Source organism: Helicobacter pylori NCTC 11637 = CCUG 17874 = ATCC 43504 = JCM 12093 (assembly GCF_900478295.1).
GTDB lineage: Bacteria > Campylobacterota > Campylobacteria > Campylobacterales > Helicobacteraceae > Helicobacter > Helicobacter pylori.
This window is the reverse complement of the sequence record NZ_LS483488.1, coordinates 210,046-233,245: the sequence shown is the minus strand read 5'-3', so window position 1 is coordinate 233,245 and position 23,200 is coordinate 210,046. Positions and strand designations below refer to the sequence as shown.

Here is a 23,200-nt window from a genome sequence, read left to right as displayed (position 1 = left end):
ATGGTTGCAAAACGCCTCTCTTAAGAAAATTTAAGAAAATCCTTTTTACAATTTAAGAAAATCCTTTTTACAACAAAATTTACAACAAATCTAAAGAAAAAATCATTTTTACAACAAATCTAAAGCAACCAAACAATCAAAGTTAAAAACCCCTTTTTTTATCACTACCTCCATTCAAACAACCTCATTTCTTTTAAAATGACCTTTATTGGTTTAATATTTGTTTAGAAATACCACAAAAACCTTTTTTTTTTTTTTTTTTTTTTTTGAAAGGGCAAAAACGCCTGATTAATATCAAAATCCCATGAATTTATACTATATTAACGAAAGCTTGCGCTATGGTCTTACTTAAAGACACACTTCTGCAAGATTTGACGGATAAAATCAATCTTATTTCAAGTAATAAAAGGAGAAAACATGAATAAAAAATTTCTGTCATTAACCCTAGGTTCGCTTTTAGTTTCCGCTTTAAGCGCTGAAGACAACGGCTTTTTTGTGAGTGCGGGCTATCAAATCGGCGAATCCGCTCAAATGGTGAAAAACACTAAAGGCATTCAAGATCTTTCAGATAGTTATGAAAGATTGAACAATCTTTTAACGAATTATAGCGCCCTAAACACTCTCATCAGGCAGTCCGCCGATCCGAACGCTATCAATAACGCAAGGACTAATTTGAACGCGAGCGCGAAGAATTTAATCAATGATAAAACCAACTCCCCAGCCTATCAAGCGGTGCTTTTAGCGCTCAATGCTGCAGCGGGGTTGTGGCAAGTCATGAGCTATGCGATCAGTCCTTGTGGCCCTGGCAAAGACAGCAGCAAAAATGGGGGCGTTCAAACCTTTGAAAACACACCAACAAATCAATGGGGAGGGACTACCATTACTTGTGGCACTACTAATTATGAACCAGGACCATATAGTATTATGTCCACTGAAAATTACGCGAAAATCAATAAAGCCTATCAAATCATCCAAAAGGCTTTTGGAGCAAGCGGGCAAGATATTCCTGCTTTAAGCGACACCAACACAGAACTCAAATTTACAATCAATAAAAGTAATGGAAACACGAATACGAATAATAATGGAGAAGAAATTGTTACAAAAAATAACGCTCAAGTTCTTTTAGAACAGGCTAGCACCATTATAACTACCCTTAATAGCGCATGCCCATGGATCAATAATGGTGGTGCAGGTGGTGCGAGTAGTGGTAGTTTATGGGAAGGAATATATTTGAAAGGCGATGGGAGCGCGTGCGGGATTTTTAAAAATGAAATCAGCGCGATTCAAGACATGATCAAAAACGCTGAAATAGCCGTAGAGCAATCCAAAATCGTTGCCGCCAACGCGCAAAACCAGCACAACCTAGACACTGGGAAAGCATTCAACCCCTATAAAGACGCCAACTTCGCCCAAAGCATGTTCGCTAACGCTAGAGCGCAAGCGGAGATTTTAAACCGCGCTCAAGCAGTGGTGAAGGATTTTGAAAGAATCCCTGCAGCGTTCGTGAAAGACTCTTTAGGAGTATGCCATGAAAAGGGTAGCGACGGCAATCTCCGTGGCACGCCATCTGGCACGGTTACTTCTAACACTTGGGGAGCCGGTTGCGCGTATGTGGGAGAGACCGTAACGAATCTAAAAAACAGCATCGCTCATTTTGGCGACCAAGCCGAGCAAATCCATAACGCGCGAAACCTCGCCTACACTTTAGCGAATTTCAGCGGTCAGTATAAAAAGCTAGGCGAACATTATGACAGCATCACAGCAGCGATCTCTAGCTTGCCTGACGCGCAATCTTTACAAAATGTGGTGAGCAAAAAGACTAACCCTAACAGCCCGCAAGGCATACAGGATAACTACTACATTGACTCCAACATCCATTCTCAAGTGCAATCTAGGACTCAAGAACTCGGTAGCAACCCTTTCAGACGCGCCGGGCTAATCGCTGCTTCTACCACCAATAACGGCGCGATGAATGGGATCGGCTTTCAAGTGGGCTATAAGCAATTCTTTGGGAAAAACAAACGATGGGGCGCGAGATACTACGGCTTTGTGGATTACAACCACACCTATAATAAATCCCAATTTTTCAACTCCGATTCTGATGTTTGGACTTATGGCGTGGGGAGCGATTTGTTAGTGAATTTCATCAACGATAAAGCCACTAAAAACAATAAAATTTCTTTTGGCGCGTTTGGCGGTATCCAACTAGCCGGGACTTCATGGCTTAATTCCCAGTATGTGAATTTAGCGAATGTGAATAATTACTACAAAGCTAAAATCAACACCTCTAACTTCCAGTTCTTATTCAATCTAGGCTTAAGGACCAATCTCGCTAGAAATAAGAGAAGAGGCGCTGATCATAGCGCGCAACATGGCATGGAATTAGGCGTGAAGATCCCCACGATCAACACGAATTACTATTCTTTGCTAGGCACTACCTTGCAATACAGAAGGCTTTATAGCGTGTATCTCAACTATGTGTTTGCTTACTAAAAGCTTAAACCCCTTTTTAAACCCTCTTTTTAGGGGGTTTAACCCTTTTAACTGACTTTTCTTTTAACTCTTTTTAATCTTTTCCACCAAACAAAGTTTTTTGACTTCAAGCGTTAATCACAAAAAATACTCAAAGGCGTTTTTTACAATCTAAATAAAAATTAGCGTTATTCAAGCGATCATTTTAAACCACCCAAGCAAGAAACCCCAAACATCTTTAGCGTTCGCGCGCTCCACTAACCAAAAAACGCCCCAAAGTCAAGGACAAACCCGCTTCACATAAGGAAACCCCTAAGTTTTTAGGCTTAGGGAACGCTCTTAGAAATTAGCGTTTCATTGAAACCACTACCTTAAACCAAGAAAAAGAAATTTCAAGGTATAATAGTTTCCAAGAGCGTTTGCCACTTTTACGCTTCATGGCATGCTCCTTATTTGGATTTGCCCCATATTGCGACTATGGGGCGTGATGAAATCCTACAACAAACGCACTTTAAAGCCCTTAAATGCAAGCCACCCTTAAAAAGCGCTTCTCTGGTCTTAAAATAAACCATAAAATCCCCATACCTACGATATAATCCTAAGATTGATTGATTTTAAGGGGCGTGTTTGGCATCATTATTCCATCTGAAGTTTTTAAAACCCCTGAGTTGTCTGCAAGCCGGTTTGCTTTATAGCCTTATTTTTGGCGTTTTATACCATTTCCCTTTGTTCGCTTATGTCTATAAAGAAAGCAACCAGGTTAGTTTTATAGCCATGATGGTTGTGGTGCTTTTTTGCGTGAATGGCGCTCTTTTTTTGGGATTAGGTTTGATCTCTATTCATTTGATGCGCCTAAGCGCGATTGTTTTTAGTTGGCTCAATTCCATCGCTTTCTATTTCATTAGCACTTATAAGGTGTTTTTAAATAAGAGCATGATGGGTAATGTCTTAAACACCAATACGCATGAGCTTTTAGGCTTTTTGAGCGTTAAGTTATTCATTTTTATCGTTGTTTTTGGGGTGTTGCCTGGCTATATTATCTATAAAATCCCCCTTAAAAATTCTTCTAAAAAAGCGCCCTTTTTAGCGATCTTGGCGTTAGTGTTTATCTTTATCGCTAGCGCTTTAGCTAACGCTAAAAATTGGCTGTGGTTTGACAAGCATGCGAAATTCATAGGGGGCTTAATTTTGCCCTTCGCTTATAGCGTGAACGCTTTTAGAGTGAGCGCTCTTAAATTTTTCGCCCCCACTATCAAGCCGCTCCCTCTTTTTTCGCCCAATCATTCCCATTCGTTTGTGGTGCTAGTCATTGGCGAAAGCGCTAGGAAGCATAATTACGCCCTTTATGGCTATCAAAAACCCACCACCCCAAGATTAAGCAAACGATTAGCCGATAATGAACTCACTCTTTTCAACGCCACTTCTTGCGCCACTTACACGACAGCGAGTTTGGAATGCATTTTAGATTCTTCTTTTAAAAACAACGCTTATGAAAATTTGCCGACTTACTTGACTAAAGCCGGTATCAAAGTCTTTTGGTATAGCGCGAATGACGGCGAAAAGAACGTTAAGGTTACAAGCTATCTTAAAAACTATGAATTGATTCAAAAATGCCCCAATTGTGAAGCGATCGCTCCTTATGATGAATCCTTACTCTATAATTTGCCTGACCTTTTAAAAGAACACTCTAATGAAAATGTCTTGCTCATCTTACACCTTGCAGGCTCGCATGGCCCAAACTACGACAACAAAGTGCCTTTAAATTTTAGGGTGTTTAAGCCCTATTGCTCAAGCGCTGATCTGTCTTCTTGCTCCAAAGAAAGCTTGATTAACGCCTATGACAACACCATTTTTTACAACGACTATCTGTTAGACAAAATCATTAGCATGCTCAAAAAAGCCAAGCAGCCCGCCTTAATGATCTATTTGAGCGATCATGGCGAAAGTTTGGGCGAAGAGGCGTTCTATTTGCATGGCATTCCTAAAAGCATCGCCCCCAAAGAACAATACGAGATCCCCTTTATCGTTTATGCTAACGATCTTTTTAAAGAGAAGCATTCCATTATCCAAACCCAAACCCCCATTAATCAAAATGTGATTTTCCATAGCGTTTTAGGGGTGTTTGAAGATTTTAAAAACCCTAGCGCTGTTTATCGCCCTTCTTTAGATCTGCTTAAACACAAAAAAGAGTAAAATAACACGCATGAAAAAATTCTTATTTAAACAAAAATTTTGTGAAAGCCTGCCCAAAAGCTTTTCTAAAACTTTGTTAGCGCTCAGTTTGGGCTTGATTTTATTAGGCATTTTTGCACCTTTCCCTAAAGTCCCTAAACAGCCTAGCGTGCCTTTAATGTTTCATTTCACCGAGCATTATGCGCGCTTTATCCCTACGATTTTATCTGTGGCGATCCCCTTGATTCAAAGAGATGCGGTAGGGCTTTTTCAAGTCGCTAACGCTTCTATCGCTACAACCCTTCTCACGCACACCACCAAAAGAGCCTTAAACCATGTAACGATCAATCACCAGCGTTTGGGCGAGCGCCCTTATGGGGGTAATTTCAACATGCCAAGCGGGCATTCGTCTATGGTGGGTTTGGCGGTGGCGTTTTTAATGCGCCGTTATTCTTTTAAAAAATACTTTTGGCTCTTACCCCTAGTCCCCTTAACCATGCTCGCTCGCATTTATTTAGACATGCACACCATTGGCGCGGTGTTGGCTGGGCTTGGCGTTGGAATGTTGTGCGTAGGCCTTTTTACAAGCCCCAAAAAGCCTTAATCAAAAGCCTTAGTTTCTGTTTTTATAATCTTCATAAGAAAAGTTTTTAAGGATTTTAAACCCTTGTTGATCCAATTTAGCCAAGCTTGGGAGCGGCACGCCATTAAACGAGTTGTTTTTGACGATCGTATAATGGAGCATGTCTTGAAACACGATTTTATCGCCCCTTTTTAAAGGCGCATCAAAACTAAAGCTCCCCATAAAATCCCCCGCTAAACAAGTAGGGCCGCCTAAAAAATAAGAAAACGCCCCTTGATTTTCGCCCTTTTCAACTTCAATAATTTCTTCATCATTTTCTACGGAAACTTTAAGGATACTAGGGCGATAAGGCATTTCTAAGCAATCGGGCATGTGAGCGCTAAAAGAAGCGTCTAATATTGCAATTTCTTGATCGTTTTGAACGATGTCTATCACGCTTGCGATTAAAAACCCGCATTGCCACCCTATGGCTTCCCCAGGCTCTAAGATCACTTCTATATTGTGATAACGCTCTTTAAAATCCTTAATCGTTTGGATGAGCAAATTCACATCATAATCGCTCTTAGTGATATGATGCCCCCCACCAAAATTCACCCACGCCATGTTTTCTAAATAAGGCTTGAAATGCCTTTCTACATGCTCTAAAGTCCGGCACAAAGCGTCAGCGTTTTGCTCGCAATGCGTATGGAAATGCAACCCGCTCACCCCCTCTAAGCCATGCTCTTTCACCCCCTTTTCAAATCCGCTAGGCGTAATCCCTAACCGGCTCACTTTAGAGCATGGGTTATAGATCGCTGGGGTTACTTCGCTATAGAGTGGGTTTATCCTCAAGCCCATTTTAATGGGGCTTAAGCCCAAGTTTTCTAATTGCTTGTTTTTGTCTAAAATCCTGTCTTTATAGGTGGCGTATTGGTGAAAAGAGTTGAAAATGATGCTTGTCGCTAGGGGTAAAATCGCGCTCATTTCAGCTTCTTTAAAAGCCGGGCTATAAACGCAAATTTCTTTATGGCTCTCTCGCCCTCCAAATTCTTCAAAAGCGAGCTTAGCCTCATAAAGACCGCTCGCGCAACACCCGTTCAATTTTTGTCTCAAAATCCCAAACTCACGCCAAAACGCATACCCCTTTAAAGCGAGCAAAACCTTTGCCCCGCTTTGTTGGCACACGATTTCTAAGATCTTGGCGTTTTTTTCTAAGCGTTCGCTCTCTAGCACATAGCAAGGGGTGGGGATAGCGCTGTATTTTTTCATGCTAATTCCAAAAATTGCTTAACCACTCGCTGTATGTCTTTGGGGTTAGACTTAGAGATGAAATCATCGGCTTTTAAACTCCTGGCCATGTCTTCATTAGAACTCCCGCTCATAGAAGAATTGACCACGATAGGGATTTTTGAAGTCAAAGGATTGTTTTTAACCTGCTTGATCACTTCAAAACCGCTCGCCTCTGGCATTTCCAAATCGGTAATAATCAGGCCAATATTGCTCACATCGGTTGTGGGGTTGAACAAATGCTCTAATAAGGTTTTGCCATTGATAAAATCTATATGCTTGACGCCCAGCTTGTCTAAAATCATTTGCATGGTTTTTAAAACGCTTGGGGAGTCATCAGCGAGCAAAACGCATTGGTTAGAATGGATTTTAGAGAGCGTCTCTAAATCGTTGTGTTTTTCATCTTCAATCCAAGGGAACACGTCTATAAGCATTTTTTCAATATCCACCACTTGCACCAAGCGCCCGTCAAAATAGCGCGTGCGGCTCACGAGTTTGTTATTGCCTGCAGATCCCCCTAGCCCAGCGCTTTGCTCCATTTCAGTCCATTTCTTGCTCAAAATCCTATCCGCTTCATAGATCCTAACCCCTATAGTCCAGCGAGAAAACTCACAGATCATAACAATATCGTCTTCGCCTTTTTCTTTTTCTATCCTATAAGGGCGTAAATCCTTGTTTTTGTTTTGGCTGTCATAATAAAACCATTTCTTCATATCAATCAAGGGAATGGTGAGCTCTCTTATAATGATTAGCCCCTCAACAAGCGAATTGTTTTCGTGGCTGATGATAGTGAGATTGCCATGGTATTTCACCACTTCACGGATCTTAAAGACATTGACCGCATACAAATCCTTGTTTTTACCCAGCCTGAAACACAACAATTGCAACTCGTTATTTTTATGCAAACTCGTAACTTGATCAATGCCCGCCAAACTATCAGCCATGACTTCCCCTTAATTTAGGTTTTCGTATCGTTTTATAATTATATCGTGTTTGTGTTTAATGCCAACGACACTTAAAAACTATCTTTGGGGGTTTTTTAAATCATTTTAAACGACTCAAAACAAACCCGTTTTTAAAACTGCGGATGTATAAAATATTATGGCGGTTAGAGCAAAAGATTTGTGGGGCTGTTACAAACCCAGAAAGCAATTCCCTAGCGTCAATGACTTTAGGGTTTTCAAGCGATCTTTTACAAGGCTTTAATGAAAACGAAAAAGCGTCAATAGAATCAGCTCGAACTTCATAATTTTCAAAAGCTTTATTTTTGATACGCATAAGGTAGATTTTATGGGCAAAAATGCTTGTGTTTCTGGTGTCTGCAAAGGTGCTCACACCCGAATACAACGAAGTTACTAACCCCCCAACAAACCCTAAATAATAATTCGCCACCGCTTGCATGCCCACCTTAAAAGTAGCCGATAAAATAGCCCTAGTGATAATGTAGGGCAATTGCTTCCTGAATTCGCTAGCGACCACCGCATCTATTGAGGCTAAAGTGTCAAAGGGCGTTACTTTTTCTCCATCTTTGAGGGTGAAATTTTGATAAAACGCTTCCCCTTTTTCTAGCTTGGGCAAGGCTATACTCACATTATAAACCGAATCAATCATAAAAATAGGCACATCAATTTTAAATTCGCTTTTTTGCGGCTCTTTACCATCTTCAATGATGATCCAAGTGAAATGGCTCCTATTAGGGTTTTTAAAAAAAACCAAGTCTTGAGCTACAAAAGGGCTTTGACTGATCCCATAGGCTTCATTAAGATAGCCTAACCCCTTATTTTTATCCCCATTTAAAGCGTAAAACAACCCTGAAAGATACGAAACCGCCGGGTTAAGCAAGCCCTGATAAGCTTCGTATTTGTCTAAATTAGAATAAGTGTTGTTTAAAATCTCGCTCACTTCCACCCTAGAGCGTTCCATATTGATATTGTGCTTTTTGCTAGAATCGATCTCTTTAATGGCTTTTTGCACTTCCTCATAATAAAATTCTTTAGCCCTGCGCTGGCGTTCGTTCGCGCGGTTGAATTGCACCCTAGCTTTCGCGCTATCGTTTAAAAGCATGTAGTCTATCGCTTTGTAATAATTGATTAAAACGCCCTCATAAATATTCCCCCCATAAGCGCGCACGTTATCATTAATCATGGTAGCGCCCACATAACCAGCCCCTCTTGTGAAAGCGCTTTGGGTTTTATCAAAGCGTTGCTCGGCTTGATCTAATACCCCTAAAGAAGTCTGGTAATCTCTGGCGTATAAAGCGCTCAAGCCGTTTTGCAAGTCCCATAAAAGAGCGTTCTTTTTTTTCTTAGTGAATTGTTTGGAATATTCATAAGCTTGTTTAGGGCTTTCTTCATAATAGAGCGTGTTAAAATGTTCTAAGTCCATACGATAGCCTATGCAACCTGTTAATGATATTCCTAAAATTACCGACATCAACAGAACGAATATTTTCAATCTAACCCTTTTAATTGGCATTTTTGCTTGACTATTTGAGCGTATCATAACATTTTTAATGAAAACATAAGCTTTTTATGGCTAAAATGATCCCTAAGCTCTTATTTAGACCTATGCAATAGGATTTTAGGGTAACGCTTCAGGGTAGGAATACAGCAGAGTCCCCTAATTTCTTGTGTGCCTTAGCCATCTGAATAGGAGTGCTTCAAAATAATATTAACTTTTCAAAACAAAACTAACTTTTTAAAACTAGCTCTTCAAAAGTTTCTCACGCCACTCTGTAGGGTAGTCTTTTTGTAACGCTTTCACTTTATTCACATGGCTAGAGTCTGAATTAAAGATTTTCAAATAACGCCCTAAACTTTCTAAACTCACATCAATCATGTTAGAATTCCCATTACCCAGATTTTTGACTAAAACCTGCCTGGCATACAAGGGGGTGTTTTCTAAAAAAGAAATTTCAGTTTCGCTCAAAGGCACATTGAAATGGTGCTTCAACTCCCTAGCGTTTTTTTGCGGATACAAAATAAGAGTCCCCATGTTGCTCAAAAAACTATGAGCGTTTTTAACCCCACTTAATTGGTAAATATCTTGCAAAGCCAACACCACCACGCCATTAGCTTTTCTGGCTTGCGTGATTAAAGCGTTAATTTTGGTGTTCAGCAAATCGTTTTCCACATAGGATTTAAACTCGTCTAAAAAAACCAAAAAACCGCTGTCGTTTTTCCTGGATTCTTCTAAGATTTTATAAAACAAGTAATAGGCTAAAAGCCCTAAGTCTTTGGGGTTTTGGGTGATGGTGTCTAGGTTTATCACATTTAAAAAAGCGTTGGAGTTGAACGCGTCATTCAAAGCGTTAAAAAGGGGGTTATTCAAATACGGCTCCAAACTCAAGCCCAATTGGTTAGACGAAGTTCTTTTAAGCGTTTCTTTAAAGTCTAGCAAACTAAAAGCTTTAGGGTATAAGGTCTCATAAAGGCTCTTAATCGCGCTAAAAATCGCATTCATATCTTCCAAGGCTTCTTTATCCCTTGAAGGGGCAAGATCAAACATGCTCAAAAAGAAGGATTGCAAAAATTCTAAATTCTGCAAATTAGGTTCTAAACAAAAGGGGTTGATGCTAAAAGATTTGCCGTCATGGTAATGCCCTTTAAAAAATTTTGTGAAAGAATACAGCCCCTGCATCCTGTCAAAGGCTAAAAGGCGCATGTTTTGGTATTTCAAAGCGCTCATCATTAAAAAGCTAATCAGCGTGCTTTTACCGCTCCCGGTAGCCCCTATGATTAAAGTATGCCCATTCACTCTGGCGATTTCTTTAGCGTTGTTGTGGCTCACTTCTTGGTTGTGGAAATTGAATAAAAAAGGGGAATAATCCAAATTTTTAAACACGCTCAAAGGGCTATTCCCCCATGAATTAGCCTTAAAGCCTAAATTTTGCCTTTCAAACACCATTAAACACGCTAAGGCTTTAGAGGTTAAAAAACGCAAGCGGTGGTTTAAGTGGATGCGTTCAGGGAAAAAGGAAAAATACCCCCCTTTCAAGCCAAAAGTTTCTATAACGCCCACTAAATTTTCTTTAAATAAAAGCCCTAAAACTAAGCTCGTTTGAGCGTCTAAATCCTCTAAACTGGGGGCTTTGATAAGAATGTTTAGGGCGAATTTTTGCATGGATAGGCGTTTGGTTTTGACTAATTCTTGGTATTCTAGCAGCTCGTTTTTAACGAGATTGGACATGCTAAACTTGGCCCTCTCTTTTAAAAAACCCAGCGTTTTATTGACGCTCATAGGCTCTATAGAAAAGATAATATCTAGTGGCGTCTCTTGGTATAAAAGCGCTCCGATCGCTATAGAAGTGATGCGCTCGCTCTCATAAGCTTTAATGCCAATCAAGCGGTTATAGGTTTTTTGATTAAAGCTTTCTTGAATGAAATAATCTTTTTCAAAAGTGATAGAACTAGCGATATAACTATCGCTCAAATACCCCCCTACTAGGGGCTTTAAGGGGAGATCAAACCCGTTAATGTATTCCGCATAAAAATTCAAAACCTCTTTGGAGCTTAAGAGTTTGGGGGCATAGTTTTTGAGCTGGATTTCTAAGCTTTTTAAAGTTTCTTGCAAAAAATGCGCTTTATAAGAGAGAATGTCCTTAAAATTTTCCCTATTGGCATGCATTAAGGATTTTTTCTTATGCTCTAAAACGCCCTGTAAAGAATGCGCGCTTTCTAAAACTAAAAAATACTGATTTTCATACACCTCTTTGTTTTCAAATTGATTCAAAATCGCTTGCAAGTATTTAGAGTCAGTTTGAATGTTTTGTTGGTGATCAATTTTACGCCTTTTAACCACAAGGCGCGCCACGACTTTTTCTAAAGAATCCAACGCCATTTGGCGCTCGGTGAAGAGATCTTGCAATTGCTCTGTGCTTAAATGGGTGTAACTCACCCCCTCTAAACGGAGGATGCCCACTAAGTTTTCGTTTTTAGTGAGTAAAAAATACTCATCATACAAGCCTAAAATGTTGTTTTCTTCGCTCATAGAATAGCTTTTAGGCAAAACCCCTAAAAAATAGTTTGAAACCTTTTGTTTGATAGCGCTCAAAAGCTTTTCTAACATCCTACGCTCTATAACATTTGGTTTTAGTCTTTATTTTGCTTTTAGCCACAATAATATCTGCAATATCTTCATCAAAAAATTCCAGCACGCTAAAGAACGCTAAAAACCCTAAATACAATAAAAAAGCACTCAATAAATCAATCCAAGGGAGCAAAATAAAAGGCACAAAAACAGAAATCAAATAAGATTTAGCGTTCAGCCATAAAAATTTTTCTTTAACCGAAATTTCACGCAAATTCTTCACGCTCGCTGACAGGATAATCATTAAAAAATTCCCATAAACCAATTCGCTAAACTCGGGGCCTTAAAGAATAAAAAAATCCCAAACACCACGCCAAGGATCGTGAATAAAATCTCTTTCCACCGGTCTAAATTCCTCCACACATAAATAGCGATCCCTATGAAAATCACCATTAAAATCCCCTTAGCGATGGGGCTTTTGAGCTGGGCTTCTAGAGCGTTAAAAAACCCCTCTAAACCTTCAGCGAACAAACTTGAAACGCACATGCCTACTAAAAAAACGATTTTTAAAAAATGAGCGGACATCAAAACCCTTTTGTTTAATTTTAATTAACTTTATAACGCTTTATTATCTCAAAAAAACCATAAAAATCCTCTAAATGGGAGTCAAAAGGGGTGCATTTAATCTTTGAAAGGGTAAAAAAGCAAAGCTGAAGAGAAAAAAGCCTTACTATTCTACGATTTGATAGACATAAGAAAGATTAGTGTGTTCTTTGGTTTGTAGGGTGTCTTCTTCTAAGAGGCTTTGAATCTTTTCAAAACTATATTGCAAGTGGTTGTAAGCGACAATCACCACCTCATCGCCTTTTTGTAAAAAATGCTCTTGCGCAAAAGGCATATAAGGGGTAGCCCCAATCGCAAAAATCATTTTAGTGGGGAAATTATGGCGCTCTAAAAAAGGCCTTAGAGCCTCTAAAGAGTCGCCATCTTGTTGGTGGTTTAATTGGTCTTTGATCCAATCTAAAAGCTTTTGATAAAAAAACTCGTATTTGAGCAATTTGCTGTTTTCCCCGTAAATGTGCCAAACATTATCGTATTTCAAAAAAGACGCGATAGAGAAATTGTTGCACACCCCCCCATAAACAAACCTATCAATAGGCAATTTCTGCCCTATGCCTTTAGAAGCTGGTGAAAAATTCTTTTTTTGGGAGAGTTTTGCGGCGTCTAAATTGCGCACAGAAGCGTCATTAAACGCCATGAAAAAATTAGGCACGAGCTTGGTTACCAAATGTTTTTCATCGTATTTAACATCGCATTCTAAAGCGATTTCTGGCTCTGCTTGCACCCTTAAATCTGGATCACTAGGCAAAATAATCTTATGATTATCAATGCAACAACGCCCCAAATAGCAATTCTCATACGGGATATAAAAAGGGAACAACCCCTTAGGGGCGTCCTTTTCTTCGCTTTTCATGTTAATAAAACTATGACTCTCTCCTGCTTGCTCCAAATGCCCTGCAAAATTCCCCACCACACCAAAACCTAAAAACTCTTGCATGCAAACCTCCTAGCAAATAGCTTAATGATTAGAGCTTTTTTCATTATAGCATAAAAAGAAAACCCCTAAAATTCTCAAAAACTCCCCTTTCAAGCGAACAAATATTCTCTAGCGCTCTCTTTATCCAAAGGGTAAAGTTCGTGCTTTTGATCCCCTATTTGAATGAGGTAAGCTTGATTTTTTAAAGTCTTAGCATAGCCTAAAGCGATACGGCCGGCCAATTCTTTATCTTCTTGGCTGGCGTTTTTATCCACTAAACTCAAAGGGCCTTTACAGCTTAGTAATTCAATCTTATCCATTAAGGGGTGCTCAATGTCTAATTTATGGTTTTCTTCTTCATTCCTTGCCACCACCAAGCGAGCGTTATGGGGTAAGACAAAATAACGCCCGTTTTTGACAATCACGCTGTCTTCAAACACCATTTCTCTGTATTCTTTCAAATTCTTAATCTTATTGCTCACTTGAATGTCTGTGAGCAAGCACCCCCCACCTGGCTTTTCATAATATTTCAAGCCATAATCTTTGATCATTTGCAATTGCCTAGTGCGCCCCCTACCACTCACATCTAAAAGCTTGTCTCTATCAACAAAACCCTTTTTTTCCATAAAAGTAGGCTCTAAGAGTTTAGCGCTCATGGGCCTTAAGAGCAATTCATCTAAAAATTGCGGTTTTTCACCGCCTGCTTGCGTTCGGTCTAAAACTTTATCAAAACGCGCCTCTTCGCCCACTTCTCTGACTAATTTCCTCACCTGATTGAGCGCTTCTTTCCTTTGGGATTTAGGGCGTTGCCCCAACACTTCCCCGCTCAAAACAAAATCCGCATCCAATTCAAGCATTTTATAAAAAGCGTTCCTAAACATATTGGCATGGCAGTCAATGCAAGGGTTGAAATATTTCCCATAGCCGTATTTGGGCTTGAACAACACATCGTTAAAAAACTGCTCTCTAATATCGCACACTAAGAGCTTAGCCCCGATTTGCGCGGTGGCGTTTTCAAAATACTCTCTTTTATCTTTATTCCCTCCAAACCCTATATTAAAGTGCAAAGCGGTTACTTCAATGCCTTGATCAATGAGTAATTTCATAGACAACAAACTATCCAACCCCCCACTAAATAGGGCTAAAGCTTTTATTGGTTTCATATGGCGACTAATTCTCCTTGTTTTAATTTCATAATGGCCTGGCGAGCCTTTTTTAAAAAGATCATTTTTTCGCTAAAAGGGAGCGAGCTTTTAGGGATTTCTTTGAGTTGCCGCTCAAAATAGCGCAAGATCAACAAACGCAATTCCTTTTCAAAACCCCCTTTTTTTAGGGGTAAATTCGCATCTAATAATAACGCAACTAATTTAGGGTCGTCCAATTTTTCTTGACACAAGGCGTCAAATTCTTGTTTTTTATGCAAGAATACCCCACTATGGATATAACCCACTGCTAAATCCAACAAGCTTCTGTCTTCTAAAAGATAGCGGATCACTAATTTTTCTAAAAATTCCAAACTCATCGTGTTAGGAACATGCGCAAACTTTTGAGGGCGATTGGATTTTTCTGTTTTGGGGTAAAAAGGCTGAAAAGAGACTCGCTCTCTAACCCCTAAAACATGCAAAGGCACTTGCAAAAGTGCAGCGATTAAGGGCTTGTATTCGCTTTGTAAAAGCAAGGAAAAGTTTTTCAAAAACCCTAACATTTCTTTAAGGGCCTTATCTTTTTCTAAAGGATCGTCTAAAAGATAGGAATTTGCCATGCGCCTTAAAACAAACTCAATAAAAGCCATGGGGCGCGATAACAAGTCTTTTAAGGTTTCAATCTGGCCATTAGCGATCATCTCCGCAGGATCGAGGTTGTTTTCAAACAAAATCACCCCCCCCTTTCTTTGCTCTTTAGCCAACATCAAGCTCGCTTTATAGGCTGCGTTTCGCCCTGCCTTATCCCCATCATAGCTCAAAAGAATTTCGGGATCGCCTTTTTTAAGCAAGGGCAAATGCGATGGCGTTAAAGCTGTCCCAAGCGTGGCTATGGCGTTTTTAAAACCCGCCTGGTGCAATAAAATCACATCCAAATACCCCTCTGTTACAATGACTTGCTTTTGTTTATAGATGTGTTCTTTAGCCAAATGATAGCCATAGAGCAAACTGGATTTATCAAAAAGCTTACTTTGGGGCGAATTGATATACTTGGCCGCTTTTTCTTTTAAGGTGCGCCCTCCAAAACCCACCACTTGAGCGCTAGGGCTATAAATAGGGAACATGATGCGATCCAAAAAGCGCAAATAGGTTTTATCCTTTTTATCGCTCTTGCCTAGCACGCCTAATTCAATGAGTTTATCCTTATTCAGGCCTTTATTTTCAATGCCGTAATCAATTCTATTCGTGCATAAACCTAATTTAAACGCTCTTATACTCTCTAGGCTAAGCCCTCTTTTTTGCAAATAATTCAAAAAAAACGGGGCGTTAAAAAGCTCTTCTTGATACAACGAACTCACCATTTCTAAAAGGTGGTAATCTTCTTTATGATCGTAATAAACGCCTTTGTCATGCTCTAAAGCCACATTGAATCGGTGGGCTAATTTCTCAAGCGCTTCCACAAACGAAAGTTTTTCAAACGCCATCACAAATTTAATGCTATCCCCACTCGCCCCACACCCAAAGCAATGGTAAAACCCTTTAACTTGATTGACGCTAAAACTCGCGCTCCTTTCTTCATGAAAAGGGCAACAAGCCATGTAATTCGAGCCTGACTTCCTCAAATCCACATAGGAGCTAATGACTTCTACAATGTCTATCGTTTGCAAAAGGCGATCAATGGAACTTTTAAGAATCATTTTTCATGCTTTCTTTAAATGGGCTTTTTTGGTTTGACTTTCTCAAAAGGGATTATACTCAATAAATAAAATCTTTATTGATAACGCTCCTTTTTCTAATCCTTATATTTTTAAACTAATGAAACTTTATACAAATAGACTTAATAATCCTTATAATTATAATCTTATGTTTGGTTTTATGGCTTGACTTATCCCTAAAAATGCGCTATAGTTATGTCGCTTAATAACAATAAGCGCTAAATTTCTATTTTATTTATCAAAACTTAGGAGAACTGAAATGAAGTTTCAACCATTAGGAGAAAGGGTCTTAGTAGAAAGACTTGAAGAAGAGAACAAAACCAGTTCAGGCATCATCATCCCTGATAACGCTAAAGAAAAGCCTTTAATGGGCGTAGTCAAAGCCGTTAGCCATAAAATCAGTGAGGGTTGCAAATGCGTTAAAGAAGGCGATGTGATCGCTTTTGGCAAATACAAAGGCGCAGAAATCGTTTTAGACGGCACCGAATACATGGTGCTAGAGCTAGAAGACATTCTAGGCATTGTGGGTGCGGGATCTTGCTGTCATACAGGTAATCATGATCATAAGCATGCTAAAGAGCATGAAGCTTGCTGTCATGATCACAAAAAACACTAAAAACATTATTATTAAGGATACAAAATGGCAAAAGAAATCAAATTTTCAGATAGTGCGAGAAACCTTTTATTTGAAGGCGTGAGACAACTCCATGACGCTGTTAAAGTAACCATGGGGCCAAGAGGCAGGAATGTGTTGATTCAAAAAAGCTATGGCGCTCCAAGCATCACCAAAGATGGCGTGAGCGTGGCTAAAGAGATTGAATTAAGTTGCCCGGTGGCTAACATGGGCGCTCAACTCGTTAAAGAAGTAGCGAGCAAAACCGCTGATGCCGCCGGCGATGGCACGACCACAGCGACCGTGCTGGCTTATAGCATTTTTAAAGAAGGTTTGAGGAATATCACGGCTGGGGCTAACCCTATTGAAGTGAAAAGAGGCATGGATAAAGCCGCTGAAGCGATCATTAATGAGCTTAAAAAAGCGAGCAAAAAAGTAGGCGGTAAAGAAGAAATCACCCAAGTGGCGACTATTTCTGCAAACTCCGATCACAATATCGGGAAACTCATCGCTGACGCTATGGAAAAAGTGGGCAAAGACGGCGTGATCACCGTTGAAGAGGCTAAGGGCATTGAAGATGAATTAGATGTCGTAGAGGGCATGCAATTTGATAGAGGCTACCTCTCCCCTTATTTTGTAACGAACGCTGAGAAAATGACCGCTCAATTGGATAACGCTTACATCCTTTTAACGGACAAAAAAATCTCTAGCATGAAAGACATCCTCCCGCTATTGGAAAAAACCATGAAAGAGGGCAAACCGCTTTTAATCATCGCTGAAGACATTGAGGGCGAAGCTTTAACGACTCTAGTGGTGAATAAATTAAGAGGCGTGTTGAATATCGCAGCGGTTAAAGCTCCAGGCTTTGGGGACAGAAGAAAAGAAATGCTCAAAGACATCGCTATTTTAACCGGCGGTCAAGTTATTAGCGAAGAATTGGGCTTGACTTTAGAAAACGCTGAAGTGGAGTTTTTAGGCAAAGCCGGAAGGATTGTGATTGACAAAGACAACACCACGATCGTAGATGGCAAAGGCCATAGCGATGATGTTAAAGACAGAGTTGCGCAAATCAAAACCCAAATTGCAAGCACGACAAGCGATTATGACAAAGAAAAATTGCAAGAAAGATTGGCTAAACTCTCTGGCGGTGTGGCTGTGATTAAAGTGGGCGCTGCGAGTGAAGTGGAAATGAAAGAGAAAAAAGACCGGGTGGATGACGCGTTGAGCGCGACTAAAGCGGCGGTTGAAGAAGGCATTGTGATTGGTGGCGGTGCGGCCCTCATTCGCGCGGCTCAAAAAGTGCATTTGAATTTACACGATGATGAAAAAGTGGGCTATGAAATCATCATGCGCGCCATTAAAGCCCCATTAGCTCAAATCGCTATCAATGCCGGTTATGATGGCGGTGTGGTCGTGAATGAAGTAGAAAAACACGAAGGGCATTTTGGTTTTAACGCTAGCAATGGCAAGTATGTGGATATGTTTAAAGAAGGCATTATTGACCCCCTAAAAGTAGAAAGGATCGCTTTACAAAATGCGGTTTCGGTTTCAAGCCTGCTTTTAACCACAGAAGCCACCGTGCATGAAATCAAAGAAGAAAAAGCGGCCCCAGCAATGCCTGATATGGGAGGCATGGGCGGAATGGGTGGCATGGGTGGCATGATGTAAGCCCCCTTGCTTTTTAGTATCATCTGCTTTTAAAATCCCTTCTCTAAAATCCCCCCTTTCTAAAATCTCTTTTTTGGGGGGTGCTTTTCATTTGACAAAACCGCTCGCTTTTAAAAACGCACAACAAAAAATCTCTGTTAAGCTTTTATCATTAGTGCTCCATTAAAACAAAATCTAAAAACCCTTTCCAATACCACCCAAACAAACGCGCAAAAAATGCAAAAATTCTAAAATTTCTCCAAATGACAAAAAAAAAACGATTTTATGCTACAATGCTTTTAATACATTCTTACTTAATGTATAAAATCTCAATCACTCAATTTAATTTCAAAGGATATTTATGAAAAAAACCCTTTTACTCTCTCTCTCTCTCGCTTCATCGCTTTTAAACGCTGAAGACAACGGCTTTTTTATCAGCGCGGGCTATCAAATCGGCGAAGCCGCTCAAATGGTGAAAAACACCGGCGAATTGAAAAAACTTTCAGACACTTATGAGAATTTGAGCAACCTTTTAACCAATTTCAACAACCTCAATAAAGCGGTAACGAACGCGAGCAGCCCTTCAGAAATCAATGCTGCGATCGATAATTTGAAAGCAAACACGCAAGGGTTGACCGGCGAAAAAACCAATTCCCCCGCGTATCAAGCGGTGTATTTGGCGATCAATGCAGCGGTGGGGCTGTGGAATGTCATCGGCTATGCGATCATGTGCGGGAACGGGAACGGCACAGGGAGTGGGCCTGGCAGCGTGGTCTTTAATAACCAACCAGGATCCGGCACAACGAGTATTACTTGCAACCGGTATGAATCGACTGGTCCTGGTAAATCCATGTCTATCCAAGAATTTGAAAAACTCAATAAAGCCTATCAAGCTATCCAACAAGCTTTAAAGGCTCAACATGGTTTTCCTGTATTAGACCAAAAAGGCACAGAAGTGACCGTAACATACACTTACGAATGCAAACAAACAGCTGATATTAACGGCGGTGTGAATCAGTTTTGTAACAAAAATGGCAACAGTAATGGCGTAACTAGCAGTAATCAGAACCACAAAGAAACGCAAAGCTTTGAATTCACCAATACCGCTCAAAACCTTTTAGAACAAGCAAGCACGATCATGAATGTCCTTAACACGCAATGCCCTTTAGTGCGATCTACTCATAATGAAAACACTTCGGGTAATGGTAGTCCATGGAATATCAATACAAGTGGGAATGCGTGCCAAATCTTTAGCGCTGAGTTTAGCGCCGTTACTAGCATGATCAAAAACGCCCAAGAAATCGTCGCACAAGCTCAAAGCCTTAACAACCCGCAAAACAATCAAAACGCGCCGCAAGATTTCAATCCTTACACCTCTGCTGATAGGGCTTTCGCTCAAAACATGCTCAATCACGCGCAAGCGCAAGCCAAGATGCTTGAACTAGCCAATCAAATCAAAACCAATCTTAGCGCTATCCCGCAACATTTCACCAAAGATTACTTGGCAGCTTGCCGCAATGGGGGTGGGACATTACCTGATGCAGGGGTTACTAACAACACTTGGGGAGCCGGTTGCGCCTATGTGGAAGAGACCATAACGGCTTTAAACAACAGCCTTGTGCATTTTGGCACTCAAGCCGAGCAAATCAAGCAATCTGAGTTGCTGGCGCGCACGATACTTGATTTTAAAGGCAGCCTTAAGGATTTAAACAGCACTTATAACAGCATCACCACGACCGCTTCAAACACGCCCAATTCCCCATTCCTTAAAAATTTGATAAGCCAATCCACTAACCCTAATAACCCCGGGGGCTTACAGGCCGTTTATCAAGTCAACCAAAGCGCTTATTCGCAATTATTAAGCGCCACGCAAGAATTAGGGCATAACCCTTTCAGACGCTTTGGATTAATCAGCTCTCAAACCAACAATGGTGCCATGAATGGGATCGGTGTGCAAATAGGGTATAAACAATTTTTTGGTGAAAAGAGAAAATGGGGGGCTAGGTATTACGGCTTTTTTGACTATAACCATGCTTATATCAAATCCAGCTTTTTCAACTCCGCCTCTGATGTGTTCACTTATGGGGTAGGAACAGATGTCCTCTATAACTTTATCAACGATAAAGCCACCAAAAACAATAAGATTTCTTTTGGGGTGTTTGGGGGGATTGCTTTAGCTGGCACTTCGTGGCTCAATTCTCAATACGTGAATTTAGCGACCTTCAATAATTTCTATAGCGCTAAAATGAATGTGGCGAATTTCCAATTCTTATTCAACTTGGGCTTGAGAATGAATCTGGCTAAAAACAAAAAGAAAGCGAGCGATCATGCGGCTCAACATGGCGTGGAACTAGGCGTGAAGATCCCCACGATCAACACGAATTACTATTCTTTGCTAGGCACTCAACTAGAATACCGCAGACTCTATAGCGTGTATTTGAATTATGTGTTTGCGTATTAAAAGCTTGCGTTAAACCCTTTGTGGAACTCCCTTTTTAAGGGGTTTCTTTTGAAGCCTTTTTTTTGAACCTTTTTTTGGGGGTCAAGCGTAAAATCCACCCCTATCCCTTTAAGAAAATAAAATAAAACTTTAAGAACTTTAAGAACTTTAAGAAAATGCGTTTTACAACAAAATAAGATCTAAAACAATAAAACAAAACCCCATTTTTTAACAATGAAATTTTTTAAACAAAAAAGCATTAAATCCTAATAAGGTTTGTTAGATCTTGATAAAAACAAAGCTTTTTTAAAACCCCAAAAACAATACTAACCAATAACCAAAACGCATCTATTGTGATCCTTATAGCATAAAACCAAGTTTTTATTTAAGCAAAAGCTGTTATGCCGTTTTAAGAGCGTTTCGTTTCTATGAAAACCGCAATATTTTTCAATTATTCTTGACAAGCGTTAAAAAAAATTGTATCATTATCTTTTTGTGAGACCCGTTAGCTCAGTTGGTAGAGCAATTCCCTTTTAAGGAATGGGCCGTTGGTTCAAATCCAACACGGGTCACCATGAGCATCGTGGCTCCTTCATCTAGTGGTTAGGATACCACCCTTTCACGGTGGTTACAGGGGTTCAAATCCCCTAGGAGTCACCACTCTTTTAGTTTAGTTGGATTTTATCTCAATATTTTGGTCGCTTAGCTCAGTTGGTAGAGCGCTACCCTTACAAGGTAGATGTCATAAGTTCGAGTCTTATAGCGACCACCATGACTAAAGCATGCATTTTTAGGCTATGGATTTTGGATAGGGAGCGGTAGTTCAGCTGGTTAGAATATCTGCCTGTCACGCAGGGGGTCGCGGGTTCGAGTCCCGTCCGCTCCGCCACCAAGTGCTTTTTAAATCATTTCCTACGCTTTATTTTCAAATAATAGTCAATCGTTAAAAATGACCCTTTCATCTAGTGGCCAAGGATACCACCCTTTCACGGTGGAAACGGAAGTTCAAATCTTTCAAGGGTCGCCACAAAAATTCCAAACTACACCCATAAATTGTCTAAAAGCCTGGTTTTACCCACACGAGCCGCCACCAAAATGAGCGTGTTAGTTGGCTCTATGATCTTTAAAGGCTCCAGCTTGTGGTTGCAAAATTCCAAATAATCCACTTCCAAGGTTTCTAAAATTTCAAGCCCTAGTTTTTTAAGCTTTTCGCACGCTTTTTCGCCCTTATCTATGGCTTGCTTGATGTTTTCTAGAGCTTTTGGAATGGCTAGGGCTTGTTTTCTTTGTGTTGCATTCAAATACACATTCCTAGAGCTTAAAGCCAAATTATCGCTATCGCGCGCAATCTCGCATGGCACTATTTCAATGTCTAAAAGCAAATCTTTAACTAAATGCTCAATGATTAAAAGCTGTTGGGCGTCCTTTTTGCCAAAATACGCTCTAGTGGGATTGATAAGATGGAACAATTTTAACACGACCTGAACCACCCCATCAAAATGCCCATGACGCACCGCTCCCTCTAAAGAGCTAGATAAAAATTTAGGAGCATAGAGTTTCAGGCGTTGCTCTATTTCATAGGGATACATTTCGCCAATTTTAGGCGTAAACACCGCATTAACGCCTAGTCCTTCACACAAAGCCAAATCCTTTTCTAAAGGGCGCGGGTAAGCGTTAAAATCTTCGTTAGCCCCAAATTGCGTGGGGTTGACAAAAACGCTCACAATCGTGTGGGAATTTTCTTTCAAACTCCTTTCTATCAAGCTTTGATGCCCTTTGTGTAAAGCCCCCATAGTCGGCACAAACCCCACGCTTTCTTTCAAATTTTTACGATACTCTCTTAAAGCAGCAATCGTTTCTAACACGCGCATTTAACAATCCTTTAAAAGCTCTAAAACCACTTCTCTAGGCTCTTTAGCCTGATAAATGGGGCGGCCCACTACGATAAAATCGCTTAAATTTTGTTTAGCTTCTTTAGCGTTCGCCACCCTTTCTTGATCTTCTTTATCATTTTTATCCAGCCTTATGCCAGGGGTTAAAGTCAAAAAGCCTTGACCTAAAGCCTCTTTAATCGCCAAACTTTCAAACACCGAACACACCACCCCATCAATCCCGCTCTCTTTACCCATAGCGCTTAATTTGATCGCTTGCGTTTTTAAAGGAGCGTTATACACCATCAAAAATTCCTCTTCGCTAAAGCTGGTTAAAGCGCTCACGCCCATGATTAAAGGGCGTTTTTTAAGAGCGTTTAAGCGTTGCATTAAAATGGTTAGCGCGCTTTTAGCGCTGCTCAAATGCACGGTGAGCATGTCAATTTCTAATTTCGCGCATTCTAGAGCGGCATTTGCCATGGTATAAGGAATATCATAGAGCTTCAAATCCAAAAAAATCTTAAAATTCCCATCAATCTTTCTGATTTCATCTAAAAAAACAGCCCCGTCTCTTATAAAAGATCTAAGCCCCACCTTAGCCCATAAATCTAAGCCCTTTAATTCTTGCAATAAAGAAAGATTGTCCTCTTTTTTTTCTAAATCCAATGCGACACATAATTGCATGAAAGCCCTTTAAAGTGTAAAATAACGCCA

Annotated in this window: 17 protein-coding genes, 5 tRNA genes and 1 other RNA gene; 12 read left to right on the top strand and 11 right to left on the bottom strand. The window is 40.2% G+C overall.

Translation table 11 applies throughout. From position 1 onward, the window contains the following. The first annotated feature begins 417 nt into the window (after positions 1-417). From sabA (DQL14_RS01105) to lpxE, 3 genes are all read left to right on the top strand, one after another. Positions 418-2,493 (top strand): Hop family adhesin SabA/HopD, encoded by a 2,076-nt coding sequence (gene sabA / locus DQL14_RS01105; protein ID WP_108169549.1) that lies wholly within the window; start codon positions 418-420, stop codon positions 2,491-2,493. A gap of 606 nt (positions 2,494-3,099) precedes the next feature. Further along, positions 3,100-4,665 carry a phosphoethanolamine--lipid A transferase EptA gene (eptA, locus tag DQL14_RS01095; RefSeq protein WP_108169547.1) on the top strand — a complete coding sequence of 522 codons (1,566 nt, stop codon included), beginning with the start codon at positions 3,100-3,102 and terminating at the stop codon, positions 4,663-4,665. A gap of 49 nt (positions 4,666-4,714) precedes the next feature. Further along, a complete protein-coding gene (gene lpxE, locus DQL14_RS01090; protein ID WP_231952923.1) occupies positions 4,715-5,248 on the top strand; it encodes a lipid A 1-phosphatase LpxE in 534 nt (177 codons plus the stop codon). Between the two features lie 9 nt (positions 5,249-5,257). Here the strand turns inward: lpxE and nspC are convergent, their stop codons facing one another. The 3 genes from nspC to DQL14_RS01075 all read right to left on the bottom strand — a co-directional run bounded on the left by nspC (position 5,258) and on the right by DQL14_RS01075 (position 8,878). Next, positions 5,258-6,475: a carboxynorspermidine decarboxylase gene (gene nspC, locus DQL14_RS01085; RefSeq protein WP_108169545.1), complete on the bottom strand. Its 1,218-nt coding sequence runs from the start codon at positions 6,473-6,475 to the stop codon at positions 5,258-5,260. Then, positions 6,472-7,437, bottom strand: coding sequence for a chemotaxis protein CheV1 (cheV1, locus tag DQL14_RS01080; RefSeq protein WP_000785454.1), 966 nt, complete (start codon positions 7,435-7,437; stop codon positions 6,472-6,474). The genes nspC and cheV1 overlap by 4 nt, the downstream gene beginning before the upstream one ends. 100 nt (positions 7,438-7,537) lie before the next feature. Continuing rightward, positions 7,538-8,878 carry a COG3014 family protein gene (locus tag DQL14_RS01075; RefSeq protein WP_162296840.1) on the bottom strand — a complete coding sequence of 447 codons (1,341 nt, stop codon included), beginning with the start codon at positions 8,876-8,878 and terminating at the stop codon, positions 7,538-7,540. 171 nt (positions 8,879-9,049) lie between these two features. On the opposite strand from DQL14_RS01075, the gene ffs reads away from it, so the two are divergent. Continuing rightward, an RNA gene (gene ffs, locus DQL14_RS01070) (signal recognition particle sRNA small type) lies at positions 9,050-9,147 on the top strand. A gap of 49 nt (positions 9,148-9,196) precedes the next feature. Here ffs and DQL14_RS01065 read toward each other — a convergent pair. From DQL14_RS01065 to dnaG, 6 genes are all read right to left on the bottom strand, one after another. Then, complete coding sequence (locus DQL14_RS01065; protein WP_108169543.1) at positions 9,197-11,560, bottom strand: VirB4 family type IV secretion/conjugal transfer ATPase; 2,364 nt, start codon at positions 11,558-11,560, stop codon at positions 9,197-9,199. 1 nt (position 11,561) lies between these two features. Continuing rightward, on the bottom strand, positions 11,562-11,825 hold the full coding sequence (locus DQL14_RS01060; protein WP_108169542.1) for a competence protein ComB: 264 nt from the start codon (positions 11,823-11,825) through the stop codon (positions 11,562-11,564). Further along, on the bottom strand, positions 11,825-12,106 hold the full coding sequence (locus DQL14_RS01055) for a TrbC/VirB2 family protein (RefSeq protein WP_001272690.1): 282 nt from the start codon (positions 12,104-12,106) through the stop codon (positions 11,825-11,827). The genes DQL14_RS01060 and DQL14_RS01055 overlap by 1 nt, the downstream gene beginning before the upstream one ends. 145 nt (positions 12,107-12,251) lie before the next feature. Continuing rightward, positions 12,252-13,079: a DUF5718 family protein gene (locus DQL14_RS01050; RefSeq protein ID WP_108169541.1), complete on the bottom strand. Its 828-nt coding sequence runs from the start codon at positions 13,077-13,079 to the stop codon at positions 12,252-12,254. Between the two features lie 89 nt (positions 13,080-13,168). Next, positions 13,169-14,221, bottom strand: coding sequence for an MnmA/TRMU family protein (locus DQL14_RS01045; RefSeq protein WP_108169540.1), 1,053 nt, complete (start codon positions 14,219-14,221; stop codon positions 13,169-13,171). Then, on the bottom strand, positions 14,218-15,897 hold the full coding sequence (dnaG, locus tag DQL14_RS01040) for a DNA primase (protein WP_108169539.1): 1,680 nt from the start codon (positions 15,895-15,897) through the stop codon (positions 14,218-14,220). The genes DQL14_RS01045 and dnaG overlap by 4 nt, the downstream gene beginning before the upstream one ends. Before the next feature lie 277 nt (positions 15,898-16,174). Here dnaG and groES point away from each other — a divergent pair, with 277 nt between their 5' ends. The 8 genes from groES to DQL14_RS00995 all read left to right on the top strand — a co-directional run bounded on the left by groES (position 16,175) and on the right by DQL14_RS00995 (position 21,642). Further along, a complete protein-coding gene (groES, locus tag DQL14_RS01030; RefSeq protein WP_000671927.1) occupies positions 16,175-16,531 on the top strand; it encodes a co-chaperone GroES in 357 nt (118 codons plus the stop codon). A 24-nt stretch (positions 16,532-16,555) separates the two neighbouring features. After that, complete coding sequence (groL, locus tag DQL14_RS01025; protein ID WP_108169538.1) at positions 16,556-18,196, top strand: chaperonin GroEL; 1,641 nt, start codon at positions 16,556-16,558, stop codon at positions 18,194-18,196. Positions 18,197-18,536: 340 nt separating this feature from the next. Continuing rightward, positions 18,537-20,636, top strand: coding sequence for a Hop family adhesin SabA/HopD (sabA, locus tag DQL14_RS01020; protein WP_108169537.1), 2,100 nt, complete (start codon positions 18,537-18,539; stop codon positions 20,634-20,636). Between the two features lie 478 nt (positions 20,637-21,114). Then, positions 21,115-21,190, top strand: a tRNA-Lys gene (locus tag DQL14_RS01015). Positions 21,191-21,200: 10 nt separating this feature from the next. Next, positions 21,201-21,275 (top strand) — tRNA-Glu (locus DQL14_RS01010). A 36-nt stretch (positions 21,276-21,311) separates the two neighbouring features. Beyond that, positions 21,312-21,387 (top strand) — tRNA-Val (locus tag DQL14_RS01005). A gap of 40 nt (positions 21,388-21,427) precedes the next feature. Continuing rightward, positions 21,428-21,504: transfer RNA gene (locus DQL14_RS01000), tRNA-Asp, on the top strand. Between the two features lie 62 nt (positions 21,505-21,566). Then, positions 21,567-21,642 (top strand) — tRNA-Glu (locus tag DQL14_RS00995). 13 nt (positions 21,643-21,655) lie between these two features. On the opposite strand, the gene panC is transcribed toward DQL14_RS00995, so the two are convergent. Further along, positions 21,656-22,486, bottom strand: coding sequence for a pantoate--beta-alanine ligase (gene panC / locus DQL14_RS00990; RefSeq protein WP_108169536.1), 831 nt, complete (start codon positions 22,484-22,486; stop codon positions 21,656-21,658). Next, positions 22,487-23,170: an orotidine-5'-phosphate decarboxylase gene (pyrF, locus tag DQL14_RS00985; protein ID WP_050829490.1), complete on the bottom strand. Its 684-nt coding sequence runs from the start codon at positions 23,168-23,170 to the stop codon at positions 22,487-22,489. Positions 23,171-23,200: the final 30 nt, after the last annotated feature.